This is a genomic window from Microbacterium sp. Mcb102 (assembly GCF_024519805.1).
Lineage (GTDB): Bacteria > Actinomycetota > Actinomycetes > Actinomycetales > Microbacteriaceae > Microbacterium.
In genome coordinates this window covers 136,066-157,842 of record NZ_JALJRG010000004.1, presented here as the reverse complement: position 1 = coordinate 157,842, position 21,777 = coordinate 136,066, and the positions used below count along the sequence as shown (strand labels likewise).

The window sequence follows — 21,777 nt, the reverse complement described above, 5'->3', positions numbered from 1 at the left end:
CGGCGGTCGACTGCCGCACGATCAGCTCGGGGCGGAACCGCACCCGGCGCTCATACTCGCCGTCGGGATCACTGATCGACCGCAGCAGCAGCTCGACCGCGGTGCGTCCGATGAGCTGGGCAGGCTGGCGCACCGACGTCAACGGCACGACGGTGGCCGTCGCGAAGTCGATGTCGTCATAGCCGACCAGTGCGATGTCATCCGGCACTCGCAGCGAGTGGAACATCGTCAGGGCCTGGAGCAGGCCCACAGCGAGCAGATCGTTCGCGGCGAAGATCGCGTCCGGTCGATCCACCTCCCGGCGCGCGGCGATCTCCTCGCCGGCCGCGCGCCCATGCAGCACTGTGAGCGCCGGCATCCGGAGCACTTCGAGCGTCGCGTCGGGCACCTCGTCGACGGCGCGCTGCGCACCCCGGAGGCGGTTCATCACCTGCGCGATCGACTCCGGTCCCCCCACGAATGCCAGACGTCGCCGTCCGATCCGCAGCAGATGCTGCGCGGCCAGGAAGCCACCCTCGTCGTCGTCGACCGACACCGAGCAGAACACCGCTCCAGGCGCCTCGTGGTCGACGAGCACCACGGGCGTGCCCGCCGCCTGCACGCGCAGCAGCTTGTCGATGTCGTCGGATGCCGGTGTGATGAGCACCCCGTTGACCCGCTGTTCGCGGAACAGATCGAGGTAGTTGTCCTCCCGCGAGGGGTTCTCATCGCTGTTGCCGAGCAGAACGGCGAGCGCGTCTTCGTCCGCGCGCGCCTCGGCGCCACGGGCGACGTCGGCGAAGAACGGGTTGCCCGCGTCGGGCACGACCAGGCCGATGCTCCGGCTGCGACCGGCACGGAGTTGACGGGCGGCGTCGTTGCGCACGAAGCCGAGTTCGGCGATCACTGCCTGCACCCGCTCGACCGTCATCGCCGCGACCTTGTCCGGCTGGTTCAGGACGTTCGACACCGTACCGACCGACACTCCTGCCGCCGCTGCGACGTCCCGCACACTCACTGCCACTGCTGCTCCTCGCCGCTTCGGATGCTGTGCGAGAGTGTACGGCAATCGTTCGAGCCACCCTCCGCTTGACGGGTGTCATCGGCTCGTCCTACGATGATGATTGAAACGATTCAGAAACTACGTCACTCGGCAGAGGAGCCCCATGACGCGCGTCGCCTTCCAGCTCCAGATCCGTGCCGAGCTGCTCGACGAGTACCTCGCACGGCATTCCCCGGTGTGGCCGGAGATGCTCGCCGAGATCGCCGCCGCCGGACGCCGCAACTACACGCTGTTCCTCGGCGACCACGGCACGCTCATCGGCTACTACGAGACCGATGACGATGCCGCCGCTCAGGCGTACCTCTCGGCTTCTCCGGTCGCTGCGCGTTGGGAGGCCGAGATGAGCCGGTTCTTCCACGGCCTCGACGGTCGGCCCGACCAGGCCGCCACTGCGCTCACCGAGGTCTTCCACCTCGAAGACCAGCTCGCCGCCGCCGGCGGGCACGCAGCATCCGACGACGACTCCAGATCCGGCAACGACTCAGAAAGCAGTGCATCGTGAGCATCCTCTCCCCCGACCACCTCGCAACCCTCGAGAAGCAGGGCATCGAGCTGCCCAGCTGGGCGTTCGGCAACTCCGGCACCCGGTTCAAGGTGTTCGGCACCCCCGGCACCCCACGCGACCCGTTCGAGAAGATCGCCGATGCGGCGCAGGTCCACAAGTACACCGCTCTCGCCCCCTCGGTCGCACTGCACATCCCGTGGGACCTCGTCGACTCGTACGACGATCTGCGCAAGCACGCCGAAGACCTGGGCGTCACGCTCGGCACCATCAACTCGAACACCTTCCAGGACGACGACTACAAGTTCGGCGCCCTCACGCACGAAGACGCAGGTGTCCGCCAGAAGGCCATCGACCACCACCTCGCCTGCATCGACGTGATGGACGCCACCGGCAGCCGTGACCTCAAGATCTGGCTGGCCGAGGGCTCGAACTACCCGGGCCAGGCAGACCTCCGCGGCCGGCAGGACCGGCTGCAGGAGTCGCTGCAGAAGATCTACGCGCGCCTCGGCGACGACCAGCGCCTCGTGCTCGAGTACAAGTTCTTCGAGCCGGCGTTCTACCACACCGACGTTCCCGACTGGGGCACGTCCTACGCCCAGGTCAGCGCCCTCGGCGAGAAGGCCATGGTCTGCCTCGACACCGGTCACCACGCCCCCGGAACCAACATCGAGTTCATCGTGATGCAGCTGCTGCGCCTCGGCAAGCTCGGCTCGTTCGACTTCAACTCGCGCTTCTACGCCGACGACGACCTGATCGTCGGCGCGGCCGATCCGTTCCAGCTGTTCCGCATCCTGTTCGAGGTGATCCGCGGTGGTGGCCTCAACAATCCCGACGTGGCATTCATGCTCGACCAGTGCCACAACGTCGAGGACAAGATCCCCGGCCAGATCCGCTCCGTGCTCAACGTGCAGGAGATGACCGCCCGCGCGCTGCTCGTCGACCACGATGCGCTCACCGCCGCGCAGAAGTCGGGCGACGTGCTCGCCGCGAACGCCGTCTTCATGGATGCGTTCTACACCGACGTGCGCCCGGCGCTGGCCGAATGGCGCGAGTCGCGCGGTCTGGCCGCCGACCCGATGGCCGCCTACGCCGCATCCGGCTACCAGCAGAAGATCGCTGCCGACCGCGTGGGTGGCGTGCAGGCCGGCTGGGGCGCCTGACCGCAACCCATCGACAGCGGGGGGCCCGGGGCGTACCTTCAAGACATGCCGGCCCTTCGCAGGTCACGCGTGCGTCGGTCGCTCCCCCTGGTGGGAGCGACCGCAGCGCTCGGCGTGATCATCGCGTCGGGCGCCTCGTCTGCTGCTGCCGCACCGGGGTCGCCTGGCGTCATGGCAGCGCCGACCGTGGTGCTGTACGAGGGATTCGAGGGCCCCGTTCCTCCGGCGACACCGGAGTTCGTGCAGACGATCGCGGACTACGACGACGGTGTCGCCCCACCGGTACCGGGATACGTCGGACGCGGCGGCGAGCGCTACAGCGCCGAGCCCGCATGGAACGGGCAGTTCTGCAACGGGCTCATCGTCGCCGGGGATGACGTCTCGACCGTTCCCACCGCCTCCCAGGCGGCGGACTGCCTGCAGGACGGCTGGAATCAGTCGCGCAGCCTCGCGAGGACCCTGGGATCCTGGGCCGCCGACCCCGACTACCCGTATCCGTCCGTGCCCCGCGCCGAGCCCACCGCGAATCACGCGGTGAGTTCCTACACCCAGGGAGACTCGCCCGCCGGAGTGATGGCCGCGACCGCGGTGCCGGTGATCGCCGGGCACTACTACACCGCGACGGTCGATGTGGCCCAGGCGAACTGCTGGACCACGAACCCCGTCGACCTGGCGGTGCAGCTCGACGACGGCGTTTCCCCTCCGGTCGCCGCCTTTCCCGGACCGATCGCCGCGTGCGACCTGCCCGTCCACCAGATCAACGGGAACAACGTGGGCACCTTCCGAGGATTCACGTCGCTGCTGGCGCAGTCGCCGAGCGTCGAGGTCGCGCTGCTCAACAACCTGGGTGGGGGCGGTGGCGACGACAACGCCTTCGACAATCTCGCCCTCATCGACACGACTCCGCAACTCGATGCGGTGATCGCGGCTCCCCCGAGCGGCGACTCCTACGCCTCCGACCAGCCGGCCCGATTCCTTCTCACCGTCACCAACACGCACCTCGCGGGATCGCCGGCGGTGCCCAGCGGCGCGAAGCCGGAATGGAGCTTCGACCTCGCTCTGCCCGCCGGTCTCGTTCCCGCCGAGAGCCCGGCCATCGAAACGGATTGCCCGAACGGCGCGCTCGACGTGACGTCGGCGGGCATCGTCGGTCGCGGGAGCCTCGGACCGACGGACGTCTCGTGCTCGCTCGCGCTGGACCTCGTCTCGTCCGGAGGCGAGTACGTCCTCGATCCGGCCGCATACGAACTCACCGGGCTCCTCGCGCCCGCAGCGACATCGGCTCGCTTCGCCTTCGCGCCCGGGCCGCCCGAACCGTCGCCGGGGAGCGGCCCGGTTCTGGCGGACAGCGGGTCCGACCCCCTCCCGGTGCTGCTCACCGGCGTGCTCGCGGTGGTGCTCGGAGGCGTCCTCATCCAGCTCTCCGTCGCGGCACGTCGACGACGCACCCGATAGCGTCGGACTCGGGCGATCAGCGCGACGACGCCGCCCAGACTCAGTCACCGGGCGGCGTCGTCATTCACGGAACAGCCGCTGTCACTCAGTCTGGCCGGTGAGGCCTTCGTAGGCGATGTTGCCGCTCTTGAGGTTCTTGTTCGTCATCTCGCTGAGGTTCTTCAGGAACGCCTGACGCTCGGTGACGACGTGGCCGATCGCCTCATCGACGTTCTCCGTCGTGATGGCCGGCATCAGGTAGATCGGGTTCTCCTTGACGTCCTCGCCGCGCACGATGGCGGCCGCGTAGGCCACGCCGGCCGACAGTTCGACCGTGCCGTTCTGCAGCGAGGTGCCGATGAACTCGCCGTTCTTCACCGCTTCGAGTCCGTCGGCGATACCGTCGATGCCGACGATCGGAACATCCGTCATGCCTGCTTCCTTGAGCGCCTGAAGTGCGCCGAGCCCCATGTCGTCGTTCTGCGCGATCACGCCGTCGATGTCGTCGCCGAACGCCGAGATCCAGTTGCTGACCTTGTTGACGGCCTCGTCCCGCTTCCAGTTCGCGGTGTCCTTGGCGAGGACCTTCACGTCGGGATTCTCGGCGAGCACGTTGTCGATGCCCTTACCCCGGTTGATCTCACCCGAGCCACCGAGCGGACCCTGAAGGATGATGACGTTGCCCTTGCCCCCCAGGGCGTCCATCATCATCTGCGCCTCCTGTTCCCCTGCTGCCACGTCATCCGGCTGCACGGACCCGGTGAGGTCGTCGCTGTTGAGAGATGCGTTGACATCGAAGAAGGGGATGTCCGCGGCCTTGGCCGCGGCGATCTGTGGCTGCAGCGAGTCGGCCTGCACCGGGATGACGACGATCGCGTCCACACCTGCGGTGACGTACTGGTCGACCTGGCTCGCCTGAGTGTTGACGTCGAGGCCCGCGGAGTTCCACAGGATCTCGATGTTGTTCTCATCGGCGTAGCGCTCGATGCCTTCCTTGCCCTCGGTCACGAACGACGACATGTCGTACACGCTCACGCCGATGGTGATGCGCTCCTGGCCGCTGTCGTCGCCGCCGGCGTTAGCGCTCGGGTCACCGGCGCCGCACCCGGCGAGCATCAGTGCTGCGACGGAGGTGGCGGCGAAAGCCGCAACGATGCGGCGCTTCTTGGTGAACATGGGATTCCTCTCGTTGGGTGGTGCGATGAAGCAGGGTCTTCGTCGGTCGCTAGCGGCTTCGTCGTCGGGTCGCCCACACGTCGACGGCGACGGCCGCGACGATGAGCACCCCCTTGATGACCTTCTGCCAGTACGCCGGGACGGTCAGGATGTCGAGGCCGTTGTTGAGCGTCTGGATGAGGAGCAGGCCCAATGCCGTCCCCCAGATCGATCCGCGCCCGCCGAGCAGGCTCGCCCCGCCGATCACGACCGCGGCGATGGCATCCAGCTCATAGCCGACGCCGAGGTTCGGGGCGCCGAGCGTGACACGGCTGGCCAGCATCACGCCGGAGATTCCGGCCAGCATGCCCGAGATGGCATAGACGCTGAAGATGGTACGGCCGACGTTGATGCCCGCGATGCCCGCGGCCACCGGATTGCCGCCGATCGCGTAGACGCGCATGCCCCATGTGGTGCGACGCATGATGATCGCGAGCCCCAGGATGCCGACGATCATGAGGATCACGGGCAGCGTGAGACCACCGAACTGCGCGTTGGCGATGCGGGAGAAGTCGGCGGGCAGCCCGGTGATCGGTGCGCCGTTGCCCGCGACGTACGCGACGCCCGAGGCGAGCGTCAGCATCCCGAGCGTCGCGATGAAGGGCGGCACTTTCATCACGGACACCACGAAGCCGTTGATGGATCCGGCGATGAGGCCGACGACCACCCCCGCGACGATCGCGAGCCAGATCTGGTCGGGGAACGCCTTGGCGGTGAGGCTGCCGAACACGGCGGCACCCGCGATCACGCTGCCCACCGACAGGTCGATACCGCCGGTGAGGATCACGAGCGTCTGCCCGAGCGCGATGAGCGCGAACGGTGCTGCCGCGACCAGGATCGTCTGGAGGTTGTCGACCGTGCCGAAGCGCGCGCTGCGGTACAGGAAGAACGCGATGATGAGCACCATCACGATCACCATCGCGTAGCGGATCGCGAGGTCCCCGAACCAGGTCGGGCTGAACCGCTTCACCTCGGATTCGGGCACGAAGGTCTGCGCGGCGGTGCGGGTGTCGCTCATTGGTCGTCCTTTACGGAGGGTGCTGCGATCGAAGGCGCGTCGGAGATGTCGAGTCCGCTCGCGAGTCGGAAGATACGGTCCTGCACGTCCGGTTGCTGGAGGGCGGCACGGTCGAGTTCGGCCACGACCCCACCGTCCTTGAGGACCAGGGCACGGTGTGACAGCGCGAGGATCTCCGGCATGTCGCTCGAGGCCATCACCACCGCCATGCCGGAAGCAGCCAGATCGGTGATGATCCGGTAGATCTCGCTGCGAGCGCCGATGTCAACACCACGCGTCGGCTCGTCGAGCAGCAGCACCTTGACCTCGCCGGTGAGCCACCGTGCGAGCACGACCTTCTGCTGGTTGCCGCCCGAGAGCGTCTCCATGAGCTGTCCGAGGCCTCTGCTGCGCAGCCGCACGGAGCCCATGACCTCGGAGATCGCATCCACCCGGCTCCGGCCCTTGAGCCATCCGGCGACGGAGAATGCGCTCACGCGCGGCAGCGTCGCGTTCGCGAGGATGTCCATGCTGAGCACGGCACCCGCACCCTTGCGGTCTTCGGGGACGAGTGCCATGCCGGCCGTGATCGCTTCGGCGGGTCGACCGCGGCGCACGCGGCTGCCTCCGACGGCGATCTCGCCCGCGGTCGAACGTCGTACTCCGAACAGCGCCTCGATGAGCTCGGTGCGCCCTGCGCCGACGAGGCCCGCGAGACCTACGATCTCTCCGCGGCGCACCTGGAGGTCGACCGGCTGCGGGGCCGGCGCGTACTCGAGTCCGCTGACCGAGAGCGCGATTTCGTCGGCCGCCGGTGGCAGATCAGGGAACAGGTCCTCGAGTTCCCGGCCGATCATCGCCGTCACGATGTCGTCGTCGCTGAGTTCGGCCAGCGGGGCATCGGTGACGAGCCTGCCGTCGCGCAGGACGACGACCCGATCGGCGATCGCTCTGATCTCCTCCATCTTGTGGGTCGTGAAGAGGATCGCGACCCCTCGGTTACGGAGCATCCGCATGTTCTCGATCAGGCGACCCACCTCGCGTTCGGCGATCGCACTGGTGGGCTCATCCAGGAGCAGAACGCGCGCGCCTGTGCTGGTCGCCTTTACGATCTCGACGATCTGGCGGAGACCCACCGGCAGCGAGCCCATGCGGGCCGCCGGGTCGACGTCGACGCCGAACTCTGCGAGCATCTCCTTCGCCTCCCTGGCCATGCGGCGGCGATCGACGAGACCGATCGGGCCGCGCAGCTCCCGTCCGACGAAGATGTTCTCGTACACGGCGGTGTCGAGGATGGACGCGAGTTCCTGAGGCACGATGGCGACGCCGCGCTGGTGGGCGTCGCGGGCCGACCCTGCAGCCAGTTCCTCGCCGCGGACGAGCACACTGCCGGCGTCCGCCTTCATCTGGCCGGACGCGATCTTCATCAGGGTCGATTTGCCGGCACCGTTCTCTCCGGCGAGCGCGGTCACGGTGCCGGGCACGAGATGCAGACTCACGCCCTTGAGTACCGGCACGCCGCCGAATGCCTTGTGGACGGCGACGCACGCCAGCATGTCGGGCTGCTCGCTCAGCGAGATGTTCCCGGTCCGCTCGATCTCGGTCATACGTCCCCCGCATACTCGCGGCCGGGGCGGACGACGCTCTTCAGGGTCGAGGGGTGCGAGGCGGAGTCGAGGGCTTCCCGCACCTCGGCAAGGCCGAAGGATCCGGTGACGAGCGCGTCCAGGTCGACCGCGCCCGAAGCCACCAGATCGATCGCGGTCGGCCAGGTGTTGGCGTAGCGGAAGATCCCGGTGACGATCAGCTCGCGGTTCTGGATCGTGGAGACCGGCAGGGCGACCTCGTCGGCACCCATCCCCACCAGGACAGCTGTGCCACCGGGCTTCAGCGCAGCGATGCCCTGCTTCACCGCCACGGGCGAGCCCGATGCGTCGACGAAGGCGTCGTAACCCGAACCCAGGGGACCGGCCGCCGGGTCGACCGCCACGGTCGCACCGAACCGCAAGGCCACCTCGCGGCGTTCGGCCATCGGGTCACTGATCACGATCTCCGTCGCGCCGAAGGCCCGCGCGGTCTGTGCGGTGACGATGCCGATCGGCCCCGCTCCGGTGATGAGCACGCAGCTGCCGGGGCGCACGCCGGCCTTCTGCACGGCGGCGATGGCGACCGAGAGCGGCTCCATCAGAGCTGCGGCGTCATCGCTGACCGTGGCCGGCACCGCGTAGGCGAAGTCCTGCTGGATCGCGACGTACTCCGCGAACGCACCGTCGATCGGCGGAGTGGCGTAGAACTCGATACGCGGGCAGAGGTTATAGCGGCCGCTCCGGCAGAACTCGCACACGCGGCACGGATGCTGCGGCTCGATAGAGACCCGTTCCCCCAACCGCGAGTCGTCGACGTCCAGACCGACCGCGACGATGGCGCCGCCGGCCTCGTGACCGAGCACGAGGGGGTGCTCGACGACGAAGTCGCCGATCCGTCCCTCGTGGAAATAGTGGACGTCGGAGCCGCAGATGCCGACGGATCCGACCTGGACGATCACCTGGTCCGCACGTGGTATCGGAACGGGGCGGGTCTCCACCGTGAGTTCGCCGGCTCGCACCAACACGCTCGCACGCATGGTCGTCGGCAGTTCTGTGCGCTTCATCGGGCTCCTCGGGTGCAGTCGTGATTGCTCGACCGACATTAGCCATGCTCGACGAATGAGACAACCATGCGCTCACATGAGCGCAGTCGTACGAATCCGGCTATGCTGATCGGGACCCGACCGACGACAGACGAAGAGGCGACATGGGACCCGATGAGCTGGTGCGGATCTCGCATGTCGCGCGCCTGCACTACCTGGACGGCCGGACCAAGGTCGAGATCGCCGAGGAGCTGGGTCTCTCCCGCTTCAAGATCGCCCGGATGCTGGAGGACGCGCTCGAGCAGGGACTCGTGAAGATCACCATCGAGGCGCCCGACTCCCTCGATCTTGACCTCTCGATGCAACTGCGCGCGCGGTTCGGCCTGACCCGCGCGCTCGCGGTGATCACGCCCGGCACGACACCCGAGCTCATCCAGGATCGACTGGGGCGCGCAGCAGCAGACCTGCTCAGCGAGATCGTCACCGAGGGCGATGTCCTCGGGCTGACGGCGGGGCGCACGCTGACCGCCATGGCCGGCTACCTCCGCTCACTCGCGACCTGCGAGGTGGTCCAGCTCGCCGGAGTCGCTGCCCCCACGCCGGAGAACGGCGTCGAGGTGATCCGCCAGGTGAGCCGCATCTCGGGTGGACGCTCGCGGGCGATCTTCGCGCCCCTTCTCGTGGAGACGGCGGCGACGGCATCCGCGCTCCGGCGCGAGCCGGGCATCATGGAGACGTTCCGACGGTTCGACTCGGTGACCAAGGCAGTGGTGGCCGTCGGATCGTGGAGCCCTCCCGACTCGCAGCTCTACGACAACGCCGGGCGAGCGGGCGCTCTCGATGAACTGCTCGCGGCCGGGGCGAAGGCCGAGATCTGCGCGACCCTCCTCGATGAGAACGGCGAGGTCGTGGGCTCCGTCGCCGAGCGCTCCCTTGCCGTATCGACGGAGCAGCTCCGCCGCATTCCCGAGGTGATCGCGGTCGCCGGCGGCCCTTCGAAGACCGGGGCCGTCGCCGCGGCGCTCCGCTCCGGGATCGTCGACTCGCTGGTGACGGACGCAGCACTGGCACGGCGTCTTCTGGAGACCTCGGCCTGAGCGGCTTATCGGGCTCTCAGCCGCGGGAGGGCTCGTAGCGGCGCAACTCGGTCGATGCGCGAACGATGCGGCGCAGGTCGCCGAGCCCTCCGCGTGCCGCGCCGTGGGCGCGCGCCTGCACCAGGATGTTCCCCATCGAGGTCGCCTCCGACGGTCCGGCCATAACGGTCCGTCCCGAAAGATCTGCGACAGCTTGGGCGAGAATCGGCGATTCGGACCCGCCGCCGACGAGGTGGACCACCCGCACCTCGACGCCTGACAGCGACGCAGCCTCTTCCACCTGTCGCGCCACGAAAGCACCCAGGCTCTCGAGCACGAGACGGACGATGGCGGCGCGATCCGTCGGCATGCGGCCACCGGACTCGACCAGGAGCTCCGCGAGGCGCGCCGTCATCTGCCCCGGTCGCAGGAGCCGCGGGTCACCGGTGTCGACCAGGACACCGACGGACGGAGCGACGTGCGCCCGCTCCAGCAGCTCCCGGCGAGCCGCAGTGCTACGTGCCCCCCAGCCGTCGAGGCCCCATTCCCGCATACACTCGTTCACGATCCACAGTCCGGCCGCGATCCGGAGGAAGCGCACGGTGCCGTCGAGGCCGAGCTCGTTGGTGAAGCCCGCCTCGCGGGCTCGATCGGTCGTGATGATGCGGTCAACCTCGACTCCGGTGAGGATCCACGTTCCGCAGGAGACGAACGCGAAGTTCTCGTCCAGTGCGGGCACGGCGATCACGGCACTGGCCGTGTCGTGGGATGCGACCGTCGTGATGTCGGTGATGTCGCCTGGGGCCAGGATCCCCTCCCGCGCTCGGCCGGTCACCGTGCCCGGCATGACGACCTCGGGGAAGATCCGTGTCGGTAGGCCCAGCGCGTCGATGCGGCTCGGATCCCAGGCTGCGCCGTACGGCAGCGCGAGACCCGTGCTCGAGACATTCGTGGCTTCGGCCACTTCGGCCGCACCGAGCCAGTGGGCAAGGAGATCCGGCATCAGCAGCATCCGCTGCACGGTGTCCAGACGTCCTGCGTCGCGATCCGCCATCAGCTGATAGATCGTCATTATGGGGAGCGCGGTGACGCCGGTCTCCCGGAACGCATCTTCGGCGGGCAGCACCGCGTCCACCAGGGGGAAGCTGCGGTCGGTGCGCGAGTCGCGCTGGTGGAACGGGGCGTCGAGGAGCCCATCGTAGGCGAGCAGGCCGTAGTCGCCCGACCATGCGTCCACACCGACGCTCGCGAACGCGGCCCCGTCGCGACGCAGCGCTCTCAAACCGGCGACCGCGTCCCGGTGCAGACGCTGCGCATCCCACCGCAGACCGAGCTCGTCGGTGAACGCACGGTTTCGGAACCGATGCACTCCGTCGATCTGCAGCATTCCGCCGTCGACGGTCGCACTCACGACGCGACCGCTGGCCCCGCCGAGGTCGACGGCGGCAGCTCGGAAGGTCGCCGAGCATAGAGGCTGTTCGGGCATGCCCCTCAGACTATGGTCCGACGCGCGATCACACGCTTGTGTAACCGCCGTCGATGAGAATGCTCTGCCCGACGACGTAGCTGGACCTCTCGCTCGCAAGATAGACGAGAAGGTCGCCCAGCTCATCGGGTTCGCCCATCCGCCCTACCGGAATGCGCCGCACCCACTCGGCCGCCATCTCCGGGTTATCGGCCACGAAGTCCCTCGTCATATCACTGGCGAAATACCCCGGGGCGATCGCGTTGACACGGATGCCGTGAGGCCACCACTCGATCGCGGCACTTTTGGTGAGCATCGACACTGCGGCCTTCGAGGTGTTGTACGCCGCCTGGGTCTGGGGGATGTTCACCGCGAAGGCCGACATCGAGGAGACGTTGACAACGCTCGCCGCGTTCCCCCGAGCAGCACGGATGTGTCGTCTCGCGAATTCGCGGCTCGTCACGAAGGTGCCGGTGACGTTGACGTCCAGAACGCGACGCCACTCCTCAGGAGCCGTCTCCAAGAGCGGGCTACCCATGGTGATGCCCGCGCTGTTCACCAGCACATCAGCCACCCCCAGCCCCTCGGCGACCAGGTCGAATGCTGACCCGATCGACGCTTCCGAAGTCACGTCGACATTGACGCCAAGGCAACGGCGCCCAGAGGTCGACGCCAAAGTGTCGGCGGCGACGCGGACGGTGTCGAGGCGGTCGAGCAGTGCGAGGTCCGCACCGGCGCCGGCGAGCGCCTCGGCCATCGCATAGCCCAACCCTCGGGCACCGCCGGTTACGACGGCGACACGGCCGAGAAGAGGTTCAGTGGTGGTTCCAGACATGAGCAGAGCCTAGCCGTGACGCTCACTTCGCGATACTCTGCGCTCATCTGAGCGCAGTAAGAGTGTTCCGCTCCCCGTATCACGTCGCGCACCGGATAGATTCCTCCCATGGCTCTTTCCGGCAATCTCGAAGCGCAGCGCCGCAGAGACGAACTCGTCGAACTCGCGAACGGCCCCCAGGGCGTCATGATCGAGGCGGCCGCCGACCTCTTCTCCGTGTCGTCGATGACGATCCGGCGCGACCTGCTCGAGCTCGAGGCCGAGGGGCGCGTGCGTCGCGTGCGCGGCGGGGCGACCGCGGCTCCGCGAGCCCGCCCGTTCGATGCGCGGCGGGCCATCCGGGCGAGCGCGAAGCGGACGATCGCCGAGAAGGCGCTCCGGCTCGTCCCAGAACAGGGCAGCATCGCGCTCGACGCCTCCTCGACGGTCAACATGCTGGCCTCGATCATCGGCCCGAGAACCGGACTCACCGTGTACACGAACTCGTTCGAGTCGTTCCAGCTCCTGCAACCACTCGACGGCGTCACGGCGGTGATCTCCGGTGGGACCGCCGAGCCGACCACGGGCAGCCTCGTCGGACCGATCGCGCGCCGGAGCATGCGGTCGGTGTACTTCGACATCTTCTTCTCGTCGGCGGATGCCCTCGACAGCGCGGACGGCACCTCGGAGGTGTCTGTCGACGAGGCGGAGCTGAAGCAGGCGATGGCCGCGAACGCCGGCACCACCGTGGTGTGCGTCGACTCCAGCAAGCTCGAGCGCCGCTCCGTGGCGCGGGCGCTGGAACGGGAGGAGATCTCGGTGCTCATCACGGAACTCGACCCGGGAGACGAGCGGTTGAGCCCCTTCCGGCAGACCACCGACATCCTCTGAGCGCTTCCGGTAAACGTGGTTTCATGTTATCTTTCACATGAAGTAACAGCATGAGTGCACATGGTCGTGTGCATCGCCCCTGTCTTGGAGAGTCATGACGAACCCCACCGCCGCCGCCCTGATAGCCCGGTCGAACCGCCTCGGCGCCGACCCGAAGAACACGAACTACGCCGGCGGGAACACCTCCGCCAAGGGCACCGAGACCGACCCCGTGACGGGGCAGCCGGTCGAGCTGATGTGGGTCAAGGGCTCCGGCGGCGACCTGGGCACTCTGAAGGAGAGCGGCCTCGCCGTGCTGCGCCTCGACCGCATGCGCGCGCTGGTCGACGTGTACCCCGGCCTCGATCGTGAAGACGAGATGGTCGCCGCGTTCGACTACTGCCTGCACGGCAAGGGCGGAGCGGCTCCCTCGATCGACACCGCCATGCACGGGCTCGTCGACGCCGCACACGTCGACCACCTCCACCCCGACTCCGGCATCGCGATCGCGACGGCCGCCGACGGCGAGGCGCTGACGGCGACCATCTTCGGCGACAAGGTCGTGTGGGTTCCCTGGCGTCGCCCCGGCTTCCAGCTCGGTCTCGACATCGCCGCGATCAAGGCCCAGAATCCGCAGGCGATCGGCACCATCCTCGGCGGCCACGGCATCACGGCGTGGGGCGACACCTCGGAAGAGGCCGAGGCGAACTCGCTGTGGATCATCGACACCGCCGCCGAGTACATCGCCGCGCATGGCAAGGACCAGCCGTTCGGCGGCGTCCGCGCCGGATTCGAGGCCCTGGCTGCGAACGAGCGCCGGGAGCGCGCAGCCGCCCTCGCCGGGACCGTCCGCGGCATCGCATCGACTGACAAGCCGATGGTCGGACACTTCACCGACGCCGACGTGGTCCTCGACTTCCTGGCATCCGAGAAGGCGCCCGAGCTGGCCGCCCTCGGCACCAGCTGCCCCGATCACTTCCTGCGCACCAAGGTCAAGCCGCTGATCCTCGACCTGCCGGCCACGGCTTCCGCAGAGGAGCAGATCGCCCGACTGCATGAGCTGCACGAGCAGTATCGCGCCGACTACCAGGCCTACTACGACGCGCACGCCACCCCCGAGTCGCCCGCGATCCGCGGAGCCGACCCGCTCATCGTGCTGATCCCCGGTGTGGGCATGTTCTCCTACGGCGCGAACAAGCAGACCGCCCGCGTCGCCGGCGAGTTCTACGTCAACGCGATCAACGTGATGCGCGGCGCCGAGGCGCTGTCGACCTATGCGCCGATCTCGGACGCCGAGAAGTTCCGCATCGAGTACTGGGCGCTGGAAGAGGCCAAGCTGCAGCGCCTGCCGAAGCCGAAGACGCACCAGGGCCGCATCGCATTCGTCACCGGTGCCGCCTCCGGCATCGGCAAGGCCATCGCCACCCGTCTCGCCGCCGAGGGCGCCTGCGTCGTGATCGCCGACCTCGACCTCGAGAAGGCCCAGGCCGCCGCCGCGGAACTCGGGAACACGGATGTCGCGATCGGTGTCGCCGCGAACGTCGCGGATGCCGATGCCGTGCAGGCCGCGCTGAACGAGGTGGTGCTCGCGTTCGGCGGCGTCGACCTCGTCGTGAACAACGCCGGGCTCTCGCTCTCGAAGCCGCTCCTGGAGACCACGGAGAAGGACTGGGATCTGCAGCACGACGTCATGGCCAAGGGCTCGTTCCTCGTGTCGAAGGCCGCCGCACGCGTGCTCATCGACCAGAAGCTCGGCGGCGACATCATCTACATCTCCTCGAAGAACTCGGTCTTCGCCGGCCCGAACAACATCGCCTACTCCGCAACCAAGGCCGACCAGGCCCACCAGGTGCGACTGCTCGCCGTCGAGCTCGGTGAGTTCGGCATCCGCGTGAACGGCATCAACCCCGACGGCGTCGTGCGCGGCTCCGGCATCTTCGCCTCGGGCTGGGGCGCCAACCGCGCAGCGACCTACGGTGTTGCGGAAGAGGACCTCGGCCAGTACTACGCCAACCGGACGATCCTCAAGCGCGAGGTCGTCCCCGAGAACGTCGCAGACGCGGTCTACGTGCTCACGGGCCCCGAGCTCAGCCGCACCACGGGCTTGCACATCCCCGTCGACTCCGGCGTCGCCGCGGCGTTCCTGCGATGACTCCCATCCGTCGAGTGCACGGCTTCGCGCCGAAGGCACGCCCTGTTCACGTCGACCGGCCGTGCACTCGGGCGGATGCCGTGCACTCGACGAACGGAGAACCCCGATGAGCGTCCGGGCCGTCGCGGCGGTCGACCTCGGCGCGACCAGCGGGCGCGTGATGATCGGGCGGATCGGCGACGGACAGCTCGACCTCGAGCTCGTGGCGCGGTTCCCGAACGGACCGGTCGAGCGCACAGACGGACTGCACTGGGACTTCGCCGCCCTGTACGAGCACGTCGTGGCAGGACTCGCCGAGGCCGTCCGCCGTGAACCGCGCATCGAGAGCATCGGCATCGACTCGTGGGCCGTCGACTATGGCCTGCTGAAAGACGGCGAGCTGCTCGCCGAGCCTTTCCACTACCGCGATGAGCGCTCCGCTCGTGGCGTCGACGAGGTGCACGCGATCGCGCCGTTCTCCGAGCTGTATCAGCGCAACGGCCTGCAGTTCCTGCCGTTCAACACGCTGTACCAGTACCGCGTCGACGAACGCCTCGCCGAGGCCGATACCGCGCTCCTGATCCCCGACCTCATCGCCTTCCTGCTCACCGGTGTCGCGGTGGCCGAGCGCACGAACGCCTCGACCACCGGGCTACTGGGCGTCGAATCCGGCGACTGGGACGACGAGCTGGCCGATCGCCTCGGCATCCCGTCGCGCATCCTGCCGCCGCTCGTCGATCCCGGCACGACCATCGGCCGCCTTCGGCCCGAGCTCGTGGCGACCATCGGCATCGACCTGCCCGTGATCGCGGTGGGCTCGCACGACACCGCATCTGCCGTCGTCGCCGCTCCCCTCTCCTCGCCGCGATCCGCGTACATCTCCTGCGGAACGTGGGGCCTGGTCGGCGTGGAACTCGCGCAACCGGTGCTGACGGATGCCGCTCGCACCGCGAACTTCACCCACGAACTCGGCGTGGATGGTCGCTATCGGTTCCTGCACAACGTCACGGGGCTCTGGCTCCTCAGCGAGACCGTGCGCGCCTGGGAGGCCGAAGACGGTGCCCGCATCGATCTGCCCGAGCTGCTCGCTGCGGCATCCGAGGTCACCGGCGAGGTGCCCGTGTTCGATGCGAACGACTCGTCGTTGAGCGCACCCGGCGACATGCCGGGACGGATCGCGGCGCTCCTCGGCGACCGTGCCCCGAGCTCCCGACCGGCATTCGCCCGTTCGATCGTGGAGTCGATCGCCGCGGCCTTCGCGGACGCCGTGCAAACGGCCGCGGATCTCTCCGGCCGCGAGCTCGACAGCATCCATCTCGTGGGCGGCGGATCGCTCAACCGGCTCCTGTGCCAGGCCACAGCCGACCGCACAGGGTTGCCGGTGCTCGCGGGTCCGGTCGAGGCGACGGCTCTCGGCAACGTGCTCGTCCAGGCCCGGGCCCTCGGCGCCGCGCCCGCAACACTCGAGGAGCTGCGCGCCGTGGTCGCCGCGACGCACGCTCCAACGCGCTTCGACCCGCGCTGATCCGCGCTGACCCGCGCTCGCGCGTCGCGGGGTCCACGCCTCAGGCGGAGTTCTCGCCGTCGGGCGGACGATCGCGGGACAGGCATCCGCCCATCGCCGAGAAACCCTCCCGACGCCGGGGCTCATGCGAAGCGGCCCCGAGGCGTATGCGAGAGGGCGCCGGAGCCGAAGCCCCGACGCCCTCGTGCGAGGCGACTCAGAAGTCGAAGTCGCCGATGTTGTCCGCGTTGAACACGAACGGGTCTCCCAGCAGGACCACGCCGTCGGCGCCGACCTCGTAATCGCCGAGGTCACCCGCCTCGAAGGTGTCGCCCTCCTTGCCGGTGATGTCGCCCTCGACGAGCGCCTTGGCCGCGAAGGCCGAGAGGTAGCCGAGGTCGGCCGGGTTCCACAGCGCGAACGAGGTGACGGTGCCGTCCTCCACGTATTCACGCATCTGGTTCGGCGTGCCGAGTCCGGTCAGCGCGACCTTGCCCTTGTAGTCCGACGTGGAGAGGTAGCGCGCCGCTGCCGCGATACCGACCGTGGTCGGCGAGACGATGCCCTTCAGCTCGGGGTGGCTCTGCAGCAGGGCCGCCGTCTTGTCGAACGAGGTCTGGTCTTCGTCGTCGCCGTAGACGGTCTCGACGATCGTGATGTCGGGGTAGTCGCTCGCGACGTACTCCTTCATCAGCTCGATCCAGGCGTTCTGGTTCGTGGCGTTGGCCGATGCCGACAGCACGGCGATCTCGCCCGCTCCGCCGATCTGCTCGGCGATCTGATCGATCTGCACCTTGGCGATTCCCTCGGAGTCGGCCTGGTTGATGAACAGGTCGCGGCACTCGGGGTTGGTGTCGGAGTCGAAGGTGACGACCTTCACACCGGCGTCCCGCGCCTCGTTGAGTGCGTCGCAGATGGCCTTCGGGTCGTTCGCCGAGACGACGAGCGCGCCGACCGCCTGCTGCGTGGCGGTGTTGATGTAGCTCACCTGGGCGTCGGGAGTGGCCTCGGCCGGTCCGACCTCGGCGAACGTGCCGCCGAACTCCTCGACGGCCTTCTTGCCGCCCTCGCTGGAGGTGTCGAAGTACGGGTTGCCGAGGTTCTTGGGCAGGAACGTGATCGACAGGTTGTCGGATCCGCCGCCCTCGCCGGAGCCTGCGTCGCCCGACCCGCTGCCGGTGTCGGCGCAGCCGGTCAGCACGAGCGCTGCGGCGACGGCCACGGCGGCGAACGCCGAGACCCTCTTGCGTGCAAACGTCATTGTTCTTCCTTTCGTGATGATCACCGCGGGCGGATGCCGACGGCGAGAGGCTGCCTCATGGTGCGGGAGAGGCTGCGACGCGGAGCGGTGGCCCGGCCTTGGCGCGGATGCGCTGCGCCCAGGCGAGGATGCTGGCTGCGACAACCGAGAAGATCAGCAGGCCACCGGTGATGATGTTGATGACGTCAGAGGTGACGCCGGCGAGACGGAGCCCGCTGCCGAGCACCCCGATCAGGAGCACGGCGGCGACGACGCCGTGCAGGTGCCCGCGCCCGCCGAACACCGACACCCCGCCGAGGACCACGGCCGCGATGACCTGGAGCTCGAGCCCGGTGGCGTTGTCGCCGCGGGCACTGCCGAAGCGGAGCGTGTAGAAGATGCCGGCGAACGCGGCGACCACCCCCGACAGCATGAAGAGGATGAACTTCGTCCGCTCGACGTTCACGCCCGAGAAACGGGCGGCGTCTTTCGAGAGCCCGATCGCGTAGATGCCGCGACCGAACGGGGTGAAATGCAGCACCACGACGAAGATCGCGAGCAGGATCAGGAACGGGATCACGATGTAGGGGATGGTGGTGCCGGCGATCTTCGCCTTCGCCAGTGCCGTCCACATCTCCGGGAAATCGGTCACCGCAGTGGTCCCGAGCAGGCCGACCGCGAGTCCGCGGAACAGCGCCAGCGTTCCGATCGTGACGGCGAGTGACGGCAGCCCGACGACCGTGACGAGGAAGCCGTTGAACGCTCCGCCGATGACACCGACCGCGAGGGCGGCCAGGGCGGCGACCTCGAACGGCGCACCCGACTCGGTGAGCACCCCCGTGACGACGCTCGCGAGACCCACCATCGAACCGACCGAGAGGTCGATCTCGCCGGTGATCATGACGAGGGTCATCGGCAGGGCGATCAGCAGGATCGGGGCGACGTCGAGCAGCAGGTAGTTGACGGTGATGGGCTGCGCGAACCCGCGGATCGACACGGCGGACACGATCACGACCAGCACGAGCAGGCCGATGATCGCGAACTCGCGGTTGATGAGGATGCGCCGCCACAGCGGCTGGTCGTAGTCCCGGATCACTCGGACCCCGGAGGTGGTGGTCGTGGTCATGATTCGTCCCTTGCCTCGATGAGCTGCCGTCTCTGTCGTACGGCGAGCAGCCGGTCGAGCACGATCGCGCCGATGATGAGCACACCGACCACGGCGCGCTGCCAGAAGTCCGGGATGCCGAGGATGGGCAGGGCCCGGTTGATGGTCATCAGCAGCATCGCGCCGATGGCCGCGCCCCACACGGAGCCGACGCCGCCGGTGATCGCGATGCCGCCGATGACGGCCGCGCCCACGGCATCCAGCTCCCAGCCCGAGCCGACCTGCGAGCTCACGGACCCGTACCGCGTCACGTAGAACACACCGGCGAGGCCTGCCAGAGCGCCGGAGAGCACGAACGCGCTGAGCACCCGGCGGGTGGTCTTGAGGCCGTAGAGCTCGGCGGCTCCCGGGTCGGAGCCGATCGCGTAGTACTCGCGGCCGCCGCGGGTGTTGCGCATGTACCAGGCGGCGAGCGCCAGCACGATGATCGCGACGATGGAGAGCACCGGGATCGTGAGGATCTGCTGCGTGCCCAGGCGCAGGAAGTCCTTCGGCAAGTCGGACGGGTGCACCTGGTCACTGCCGGTCCAGAGCACGTTGATCCCGCGGTAGGCATACAGCGTGCCCAGCGTGATCACCATCGCCGGCACCTTGGCGAAGGCCACCAGCGCGCCGTTCACCAACCCCAGGAGAGCGCCGAAGATCACGGCGGCGATCACCACGATCGGGATCGGGATACCGGGGACGTCGATGAACAGCCGCCCCGTCAGGAACGCGGTGAGCCCCATGACCGAGCCGACCGAGAGGTCGACGTTACGGGTGATGATGACGATCGCCTGGCCGACGGCCACGAGCACGAGGATCGATGGCGTCAGCAGCAGGTCGCGCCACCCGTCGGCGCTGAACAGGAAGTTCGGGTTCTTCACGGTGGCCGCGACGACCACCAGGACGAGGGCGGCGAAGATGCCGAGTTCGCGCGCGCGTCCGATGCCGCCGGGCTTCTTCGCGAACGCGGGTGCCGGTGCGGCCAGTGCCGTGGTACTCATGCGTGCTGCTCCGATGCGTGCGTGGCGGCGAACATGACGTTCTCGCTGGTGGCGTCCTCCCGGTCGAGCTCGGCGGTGATCCGGCCCTCACGCATGACGAGCACGCGGTCGGCCATGCCGAGCACCTCGGGGAGCTCGGACGAGATCATCAGGATCCCCATCCCCTCGCCCGCCAGCTGCGAGAGCAGGCGGTGCACCTCGGACTTGGTGCCGACGTCGATCCCTCGGGTCGGCTCGTCGATGATGAGCACTCGCGGGTCGGTAGCCAGCCACTTGGCCAGCACGACCTTCTGCTGGTTGCCGCCGGAGAGGGTGGCCGCCACGGTGTCGAGCGCGTGCGTCTTGACCTCGAGGCGAGACGCCCAGATCTTTGCCGCACGGTTCTCCATGCCGGTGGTGATCAGGCCCCACTTGGCGAGATTGCGACGGATGGCGAGGGTGATGTTGCCGCCGACGCTCGCATCGATCACGAGGCCCTGCTTGCGCCGATCCTCCGGCACGAGGGCGAGGCCGTGGCGCATGGCGGCGGTGGGGTTGCGGCGCGGCACACCGGCGCCGAGCATCCGCACTTCGCCCTCGCGGTAGCCGTCCACACCGAACACGGCGCGGGCGACCTCACTGCGGCCGGCGCCGACGAGTCCGGCGAGTGCGACGATCTCGCCCGCGCGGACGGTGAAGGAGATGTCGTGGAAGACACCGGGGCTGGTGAGTCCGCGCACCTCGAGGAGCGGGTCGCCGATCTCGGCCGCCTGCTTCGGGAAGAGCTCGGTGACGTCACGGCCGACCATCTGCCGCACGAGGTCGTCGACCGTGGTCTCGGCGATGGGCGTCGTGTCGATGTAGGCACCGTCGCGCATCACGGTGACCGTGTCGCACAGGTCGAACACCTCGTCGAAGCGGTGCGAGATGAACAGGATCGCGCGACCCTCATCACGCAGGCTCCGTGCGACCGCGAAAAGCCGATCGACCTCGACGCCGCTGAGCGCCGCGGTCGGCTCGTCCATGATCAGCACACTGGCGTCGAGCGAGATGGCCTTGGCGATCTCGATGATCTGCTGGTCGGCGATCGAGAGGCCCTCGGTGATGCGGTCGGGATCGAGTGCGACCCCGAGGCGACGGAAGATCTGATCGACCTCGGTGCGCATGGCCTTGCGGTCGATGCGGCCGAGAGCACCCGTGGGCTGCCGACCCATGAAGATGTTCTCCGTGACCGAGAGGTCGGGGAAGAGCGTCGGCTCCTGGTAGATCACCGCGATGCCCGCGGCCTTCGACTGGGCGGTGCTCGTGAAGTCGACGTCTTCGCCGTGCAGACGGAAGTCGCCCGAGTCACGCCGGTAGAGCCCGGCCATGATCTTCACGAGCGTCGACTTGCCGGCGCCGTTCTCGCCGATGAGGGCGTGGATGGACCGCGACTGCAGCGTGAGGCTTCCGGAGCGCAGCGCGATGACGGGCCCGAAGGACTTCACGACACGGTGCAGCTCGAGCGCGGTGGGGGGAGCACTGCGGGCGGGTGCTTCATCGACCACGGGCTTTCCTCTCCGTTG

18 protein-coding genes are annotated in these 21,777 nt (G+C 68.4%); 7 read left to right on the top strand and 11 right to left on the bottom strand.

Features of this window, described 5'->3' with window-relative positions; translation table 11 throughout:
• The coding region (locus OC372_RS12060; protein WP_262002199.1) for a LacI family DNA-binding transcriptional regulator at nucleotides 1-1,003 on the bottom strand (1,003 nt) is incomplete at its 3' end.
• A 142-nt stretch (nucleotides 1,004-1,145) separates the two neighbouring features.
• Here OC372_RS12060 and OC372_RS12055 point away from each other — a divergent pair.
• Genes OC372_RS12055 through OC372_RS12045 form a run of 3 tightly spaced genes read left to right on the top strand, consistent with a single transcriptional unit; the run spans nucleotide 1,146 to nucleotide 4,162 of the window.
• Nucleotides 1,146-1,544, top strand: coding sequence for an L-rhamnose mutarotase (locus OC372_RS12055; protein ID WP_105711058.1), 399 nt, complete (start codon nucleotides 1,146-1,148; stop codon nucleotides 1,542-1,544).
• On the top strand, nucleotides 1,541-2,707 hold the full coding sequence (gene rhaI, locus OC372_RS12050; RefSeq protein WP_262002198.1) for an L-rhamnose isomerase: 1,167 nt from the start codon (nucleotides 1,541-1,543) through the stop codon (nucleotides 2,705-2,707). Before OC372_RS12055 ends, rhaI begins: the two co-directional genes overlap by 4 nt.
• Nucleotides 2,708-2,752: 45 nt before the next feature.
• Nucleotides 2,753-4,162 carry a hypothetical protein gene (locus OC372_RS12045; RefSeq protein ID WP_105711056.1) on the top strand — a complete coding sequence of 470 codons (1,410 nt, stop codon included), beginning with the start codon at nucleotides 2,753-2,755 and terminating at the stop codon, nucleotides 4,160-4,162.
• Between the two features lie 81 nt (nucleotides 4,163-4,243).
• Here OC372_RS12045 and OC372_RS12040 read toward each other — a convergent pair whose 3' ends face one another.
• From OC372_RS12040 to OC372_RS12025, 4 genes are read right to left on the bottom strand one after another with little or no spacing between them, the layout of a single operon-like run.
• Nucleotides 4,244-5,317, bottom strand: coding sequence for a substrate-binding domain-containing protein (locus OC372_RS12040; RefSeq protein WP_315985396.1), 1,074 nt, complete (start codon nucleotides 5,315-5,317; stop codon nucleotides 4,244-4,246).
• A gap of 49 nt (nucleotides 5,318-5,366) precedes the next feature.
• A complete protein-coding gene (locus OC372_RS12035; protein ID WP_262002197.1) occupies nucleotides 5,367-6,374 on the bottom strand; it encodes an ABC transporter permease in 1,008 nt (335 codons plus the stop codon).
• Nucleotides 6,371-7,960, bottom strand: a complete 1,590-nt coding sequence (locus OC372_RS12030; RefSeq protein WP_262002196.1) for a sugar ABC transporter ATP-binding protein — start codon at nucleotides 7,958-7,960, stop codon at nucleotides 6,371-6,373. The genes OC372_RS12035 and OC372_RS12030 overlap by 4 nt, the downstream gene beginning before the upstream one ends.
• Nucleotides 7,957-9,003 carry an NAD(P)-dependent alcohol dehydrogenase gene (locus tag OC372_RS12025; RefSeq protein WP_262002195.1) on the bottom strand — a complete coding sequence of 349 codons (1,047 nt, stop codon included), beginning with the start codon at nucleotides 9,001-9,003 and terminating at the stop codon, nucleotides 7,957-7,959. Before OC372_RS12025 ends, OC372_RS12030 begins: the two co-directional genes overlap by 4 nt.
• A 143-nt stretch (nucleotides 9,004-9,146) precedes the next feature.
• Between OC372_RS12025 and OC372_RS12020 the strand changes: the two genes are divergently transcribed.
• Nucleotides 9,147-10,079 carry a sugar-binding transcriptional regulator gene (locus OC372_RS12020; RefSeq protein WP_262002194.1) on the top strand — a complete coding sequence of 311 codons (933 nt, stop codon included), beginning with the start codon at nucleotides 9,147-9,149 and terminating at the stop codon, nucleotides 10,077-10,079.
• Nucleotides 10,080-10,095: 16 nt separating this feature from the next.
• Here OC372_RS12020 and OC372_RS12015 read toward each other — a convergent pair whose 3' ends face one another.
• Both OC372_RS12015 and OC372_RS12010 read right to left on the bottom strand, forming a co-directional pair.
• On the bottom strand, nucleotides 10,096-11,544 hold the full coding sequence (locus OC372_RS12015) for a rhamnulokinase (RefSeq protein WP_262002193.1): 1,449 nt from the start codon (nucleotides 11,542-11,544) through the stop codon (nucleotides 10,096-10,098).
• A gap of 28 nt (nucleotides 11,545-11,572) precedes the next feature.
• Complete coding sequence (locus tag OC372_RS12010; protein WP_262002192.1) at nucleotides 11,573-12,358, bottom strand: SDR family NAD(P)-dependent oxidoreductase; 786 nt, start codon at nucleotides 12,356-12,358, stop codon at nucleotides 11,573-11,575.
• Nucleotides 12,359-12,466: 108 nt separating this feature from the next.
• On the opposite strand from OC372_RS12010, the gene OC372_RS12005 reads away from it, so the two are divergent.
• The 3 genes from OC372_RS12005 (at nucleotide 12,467) to OC372_RS11995 (ending at nucleotide 16,863) form a co-directional block, all read left to right on the top strand.
• A complete protein-coding gene (locus OC372_RS12005) occupies nucleotides 12,467-13,228 on the top strand; it encodes a DeoR/GlpR family DNA-binding transcription regulator (protein WP_262002191.1) in 762 nt (253 codons plus the stop codon).
• A gap of 94 nt (nucleotides 13,229-13,322) precedes the next feature.
• A complete protein-coding gene (locus tag OC372_RS12000) occupies nucleotides 13,323-15,359 on the top strand; it encodes a bifunctional aldolase/short-chain dehydrogenase (protein WP_262002190.1) in 2,037 nt (678 codons plus the stop codon).
• Nucleotides 15,360-15,465: 106 nt separating this feature from the next.
• A complete protein-coding gene (locus OC372_RS11995) occupies nucleotides 15,466-16,863 on the top strand; it encodes a rhamnulokinase (protein WP_262002189.1) in 1,398 nt (465 codons plus the stop codon).
• A gap of 196 nt (nucleotides 16,864-17,059) precedes the next feature.
• Here OC372_RS11995 and rhaS read toward each other — a convergent pair whose 3' ends face one another.
• From rhaS to OC372_RS11975, 4 genes are read right to left on the bottom strand one after another with little or no spacing between them, the layout of a single operon-like run.
• Nucleotides 17,060-18,103: a rhamnose ABC transporter substrate-binding protein gene (rhaS, locus tag OC372_RS11990; protein WP_105711052.1), complete on the bottom strand. Its 1,044-nt coding sequence runs from the start codon at nucleotides 18,101-18,103 to the stop codon at nucleotides 17,060-17,062.
• Nucleotides 18,104-18,158: 55 nt separating this feature from the next.
• Complete coding sequence (locus OC372_RS11985; protein ID WP_262002188.1) at nucleotides 18,159-19,208, bottom strand: ABC transporter permease; 1,050 nt, start codon at nucleotides 19,206-19,208, stop codon at nucleotides 18,159-18,161.
• On the bottom strand, nucleotides 19,205-20,233 hold the full coding sequence (locus OC372_RS11980; protein ID WP_105711051.1) for an ABC transporter permease: 1,029 nt from the start codon (nucleotides 20,231-20,233) through the stop codon (nucleotides 19,205-19,207). The genes OC372_RS11985 and OC372_RS11980 overlap by 4 nt, the downstream gene beginning before the upstream one ends.
• Complete coding sequence (locus tag OC372_RS11975; protein WP_262002187.1) at nucleotides 20,230-21,759, bottom strand: sugar ABC transporter ATP-binding protein; 1,530 nt, start codon at nucleotides 21,757-21,759, stop codon at nucleotides 20,230-20,232. Before OC372_RS11975 ends, OC372_RS11980 begins: the two co-directional genes overlap by 4 nt.
• Between the last annotated feature and the right edge of the window lie 18 nt (nucleotides 21,760-21,777).

Excerpts from the sequence above, each read along its gene's own strand:
- OC372_RS12055 (WP_105711058.1), top strand. The coding sequence starts at position 1,146 with ATGACGCGCGTCGCCTTCCAGCTCCAGATCCGTGCCGAGCTGCTCGAC.
- OC372_RS12045 (WP_105711056.1), top strand. The coding sequence starts at position 2,753 with ATGCCGGCCCTTCGCAGGTCACGCGTGCGTCGGTCGCTCCCCCTGGTG.
- OC372_RS12040 (WP_315985396.1), bottom strand. The coding sequence starts at position 5,317 with ATGTTCACCAAGAAGCGCCGCATCGTTGCGGCTTTCGCCGCCACCTCC.
- OC372_RS12035 (WP_262002197.1), bottom strand. The coding sequence starts at position 6,374 with ATGAGCGACACCCGCACCGCCGCGCAGACCTTCGTGCCCGAATCCGAG.
- OC372_RS12030 (WP_262002196.1), bottom strand. The coding sequence starts at position 7,960 with ATGACCGAGATCGAGCGGACCGGGAACATCTCGCTGAGCGAGCAGCCC.
- OC372_RS12025 (WP_262002195.1), bottom strand. The coding sequence starts at position 9,003 with ATGAAGCGCACAGAACTGCCGACGACCATGCGTGCGAGCGTGTTGGTG.
- OC372_RS12020 (WP_262002194.1), top strand. The coding sequence starts at position 9,147 with ATGGGACCCGATGAGCTGGTGCGGATCTCGCATGTCGCGCGCCTGCAC.
- OC372_RS12015 (WP_262002193.1), bottom strand. The coding sequence starts at position 11,544 with ATGCCCGAACAGCCTCTATGCTCGGCGACCTTCCGAGCTGCCGCCGTC.
- OC372_RS12010 (WP_262002192.1), bottom strand. The coding sequence starts at position 12,358 with ATGTCTGGAACCACCACTGAACCTCTTCTCGGCCGTGTCGCCGTCGTA.
- OC372_RS12005 (WP_262002191.1), top strand. The coding sequence starts at position 12,467 with ATGGCTCTTTCCGGCAATCTCGAAGCGCAGCGCCGCAGAGACGAACTC.
- OC372_RS12000 (WP_262002190.1), top strand. The coding sequence starts at position 13,323 with ATGACGAACCCCACCGCCGCCGCCCTGATAGCCCGGTCGAACCGCCTC.
- OC372_RS11995 (WP_262002189.1), top strand. The coding sequence starts at position 15,466 with ATGAGCGTCCGGGCCGTCGCGGCGGTCGACCTCGGCGCGACCAGCGGG.
- rhaS (WP_105711052.1), bottom strand. The coding sequence starts at position 18,103 with ATGACGTTTGCACGCAAGAGGGTCTCGGCGTTCGCCGCCGTGGCCGTC.
- OC372_RS11985 (WP_262002188.1), bottom strand. The coding sequence starts at position 19,208 with ATGACCACGACCACCACCTCCGGGGTCCGAGTGATCCGGGACTACGAC.
- OC372_RS11980 (WP_105711051.1), bottom strand. The coding sequence starts at position 20,233 with ATGAGTACCACGGCACTGGCCGCACCGGCACCCGCGTTCGCGAAGAAG.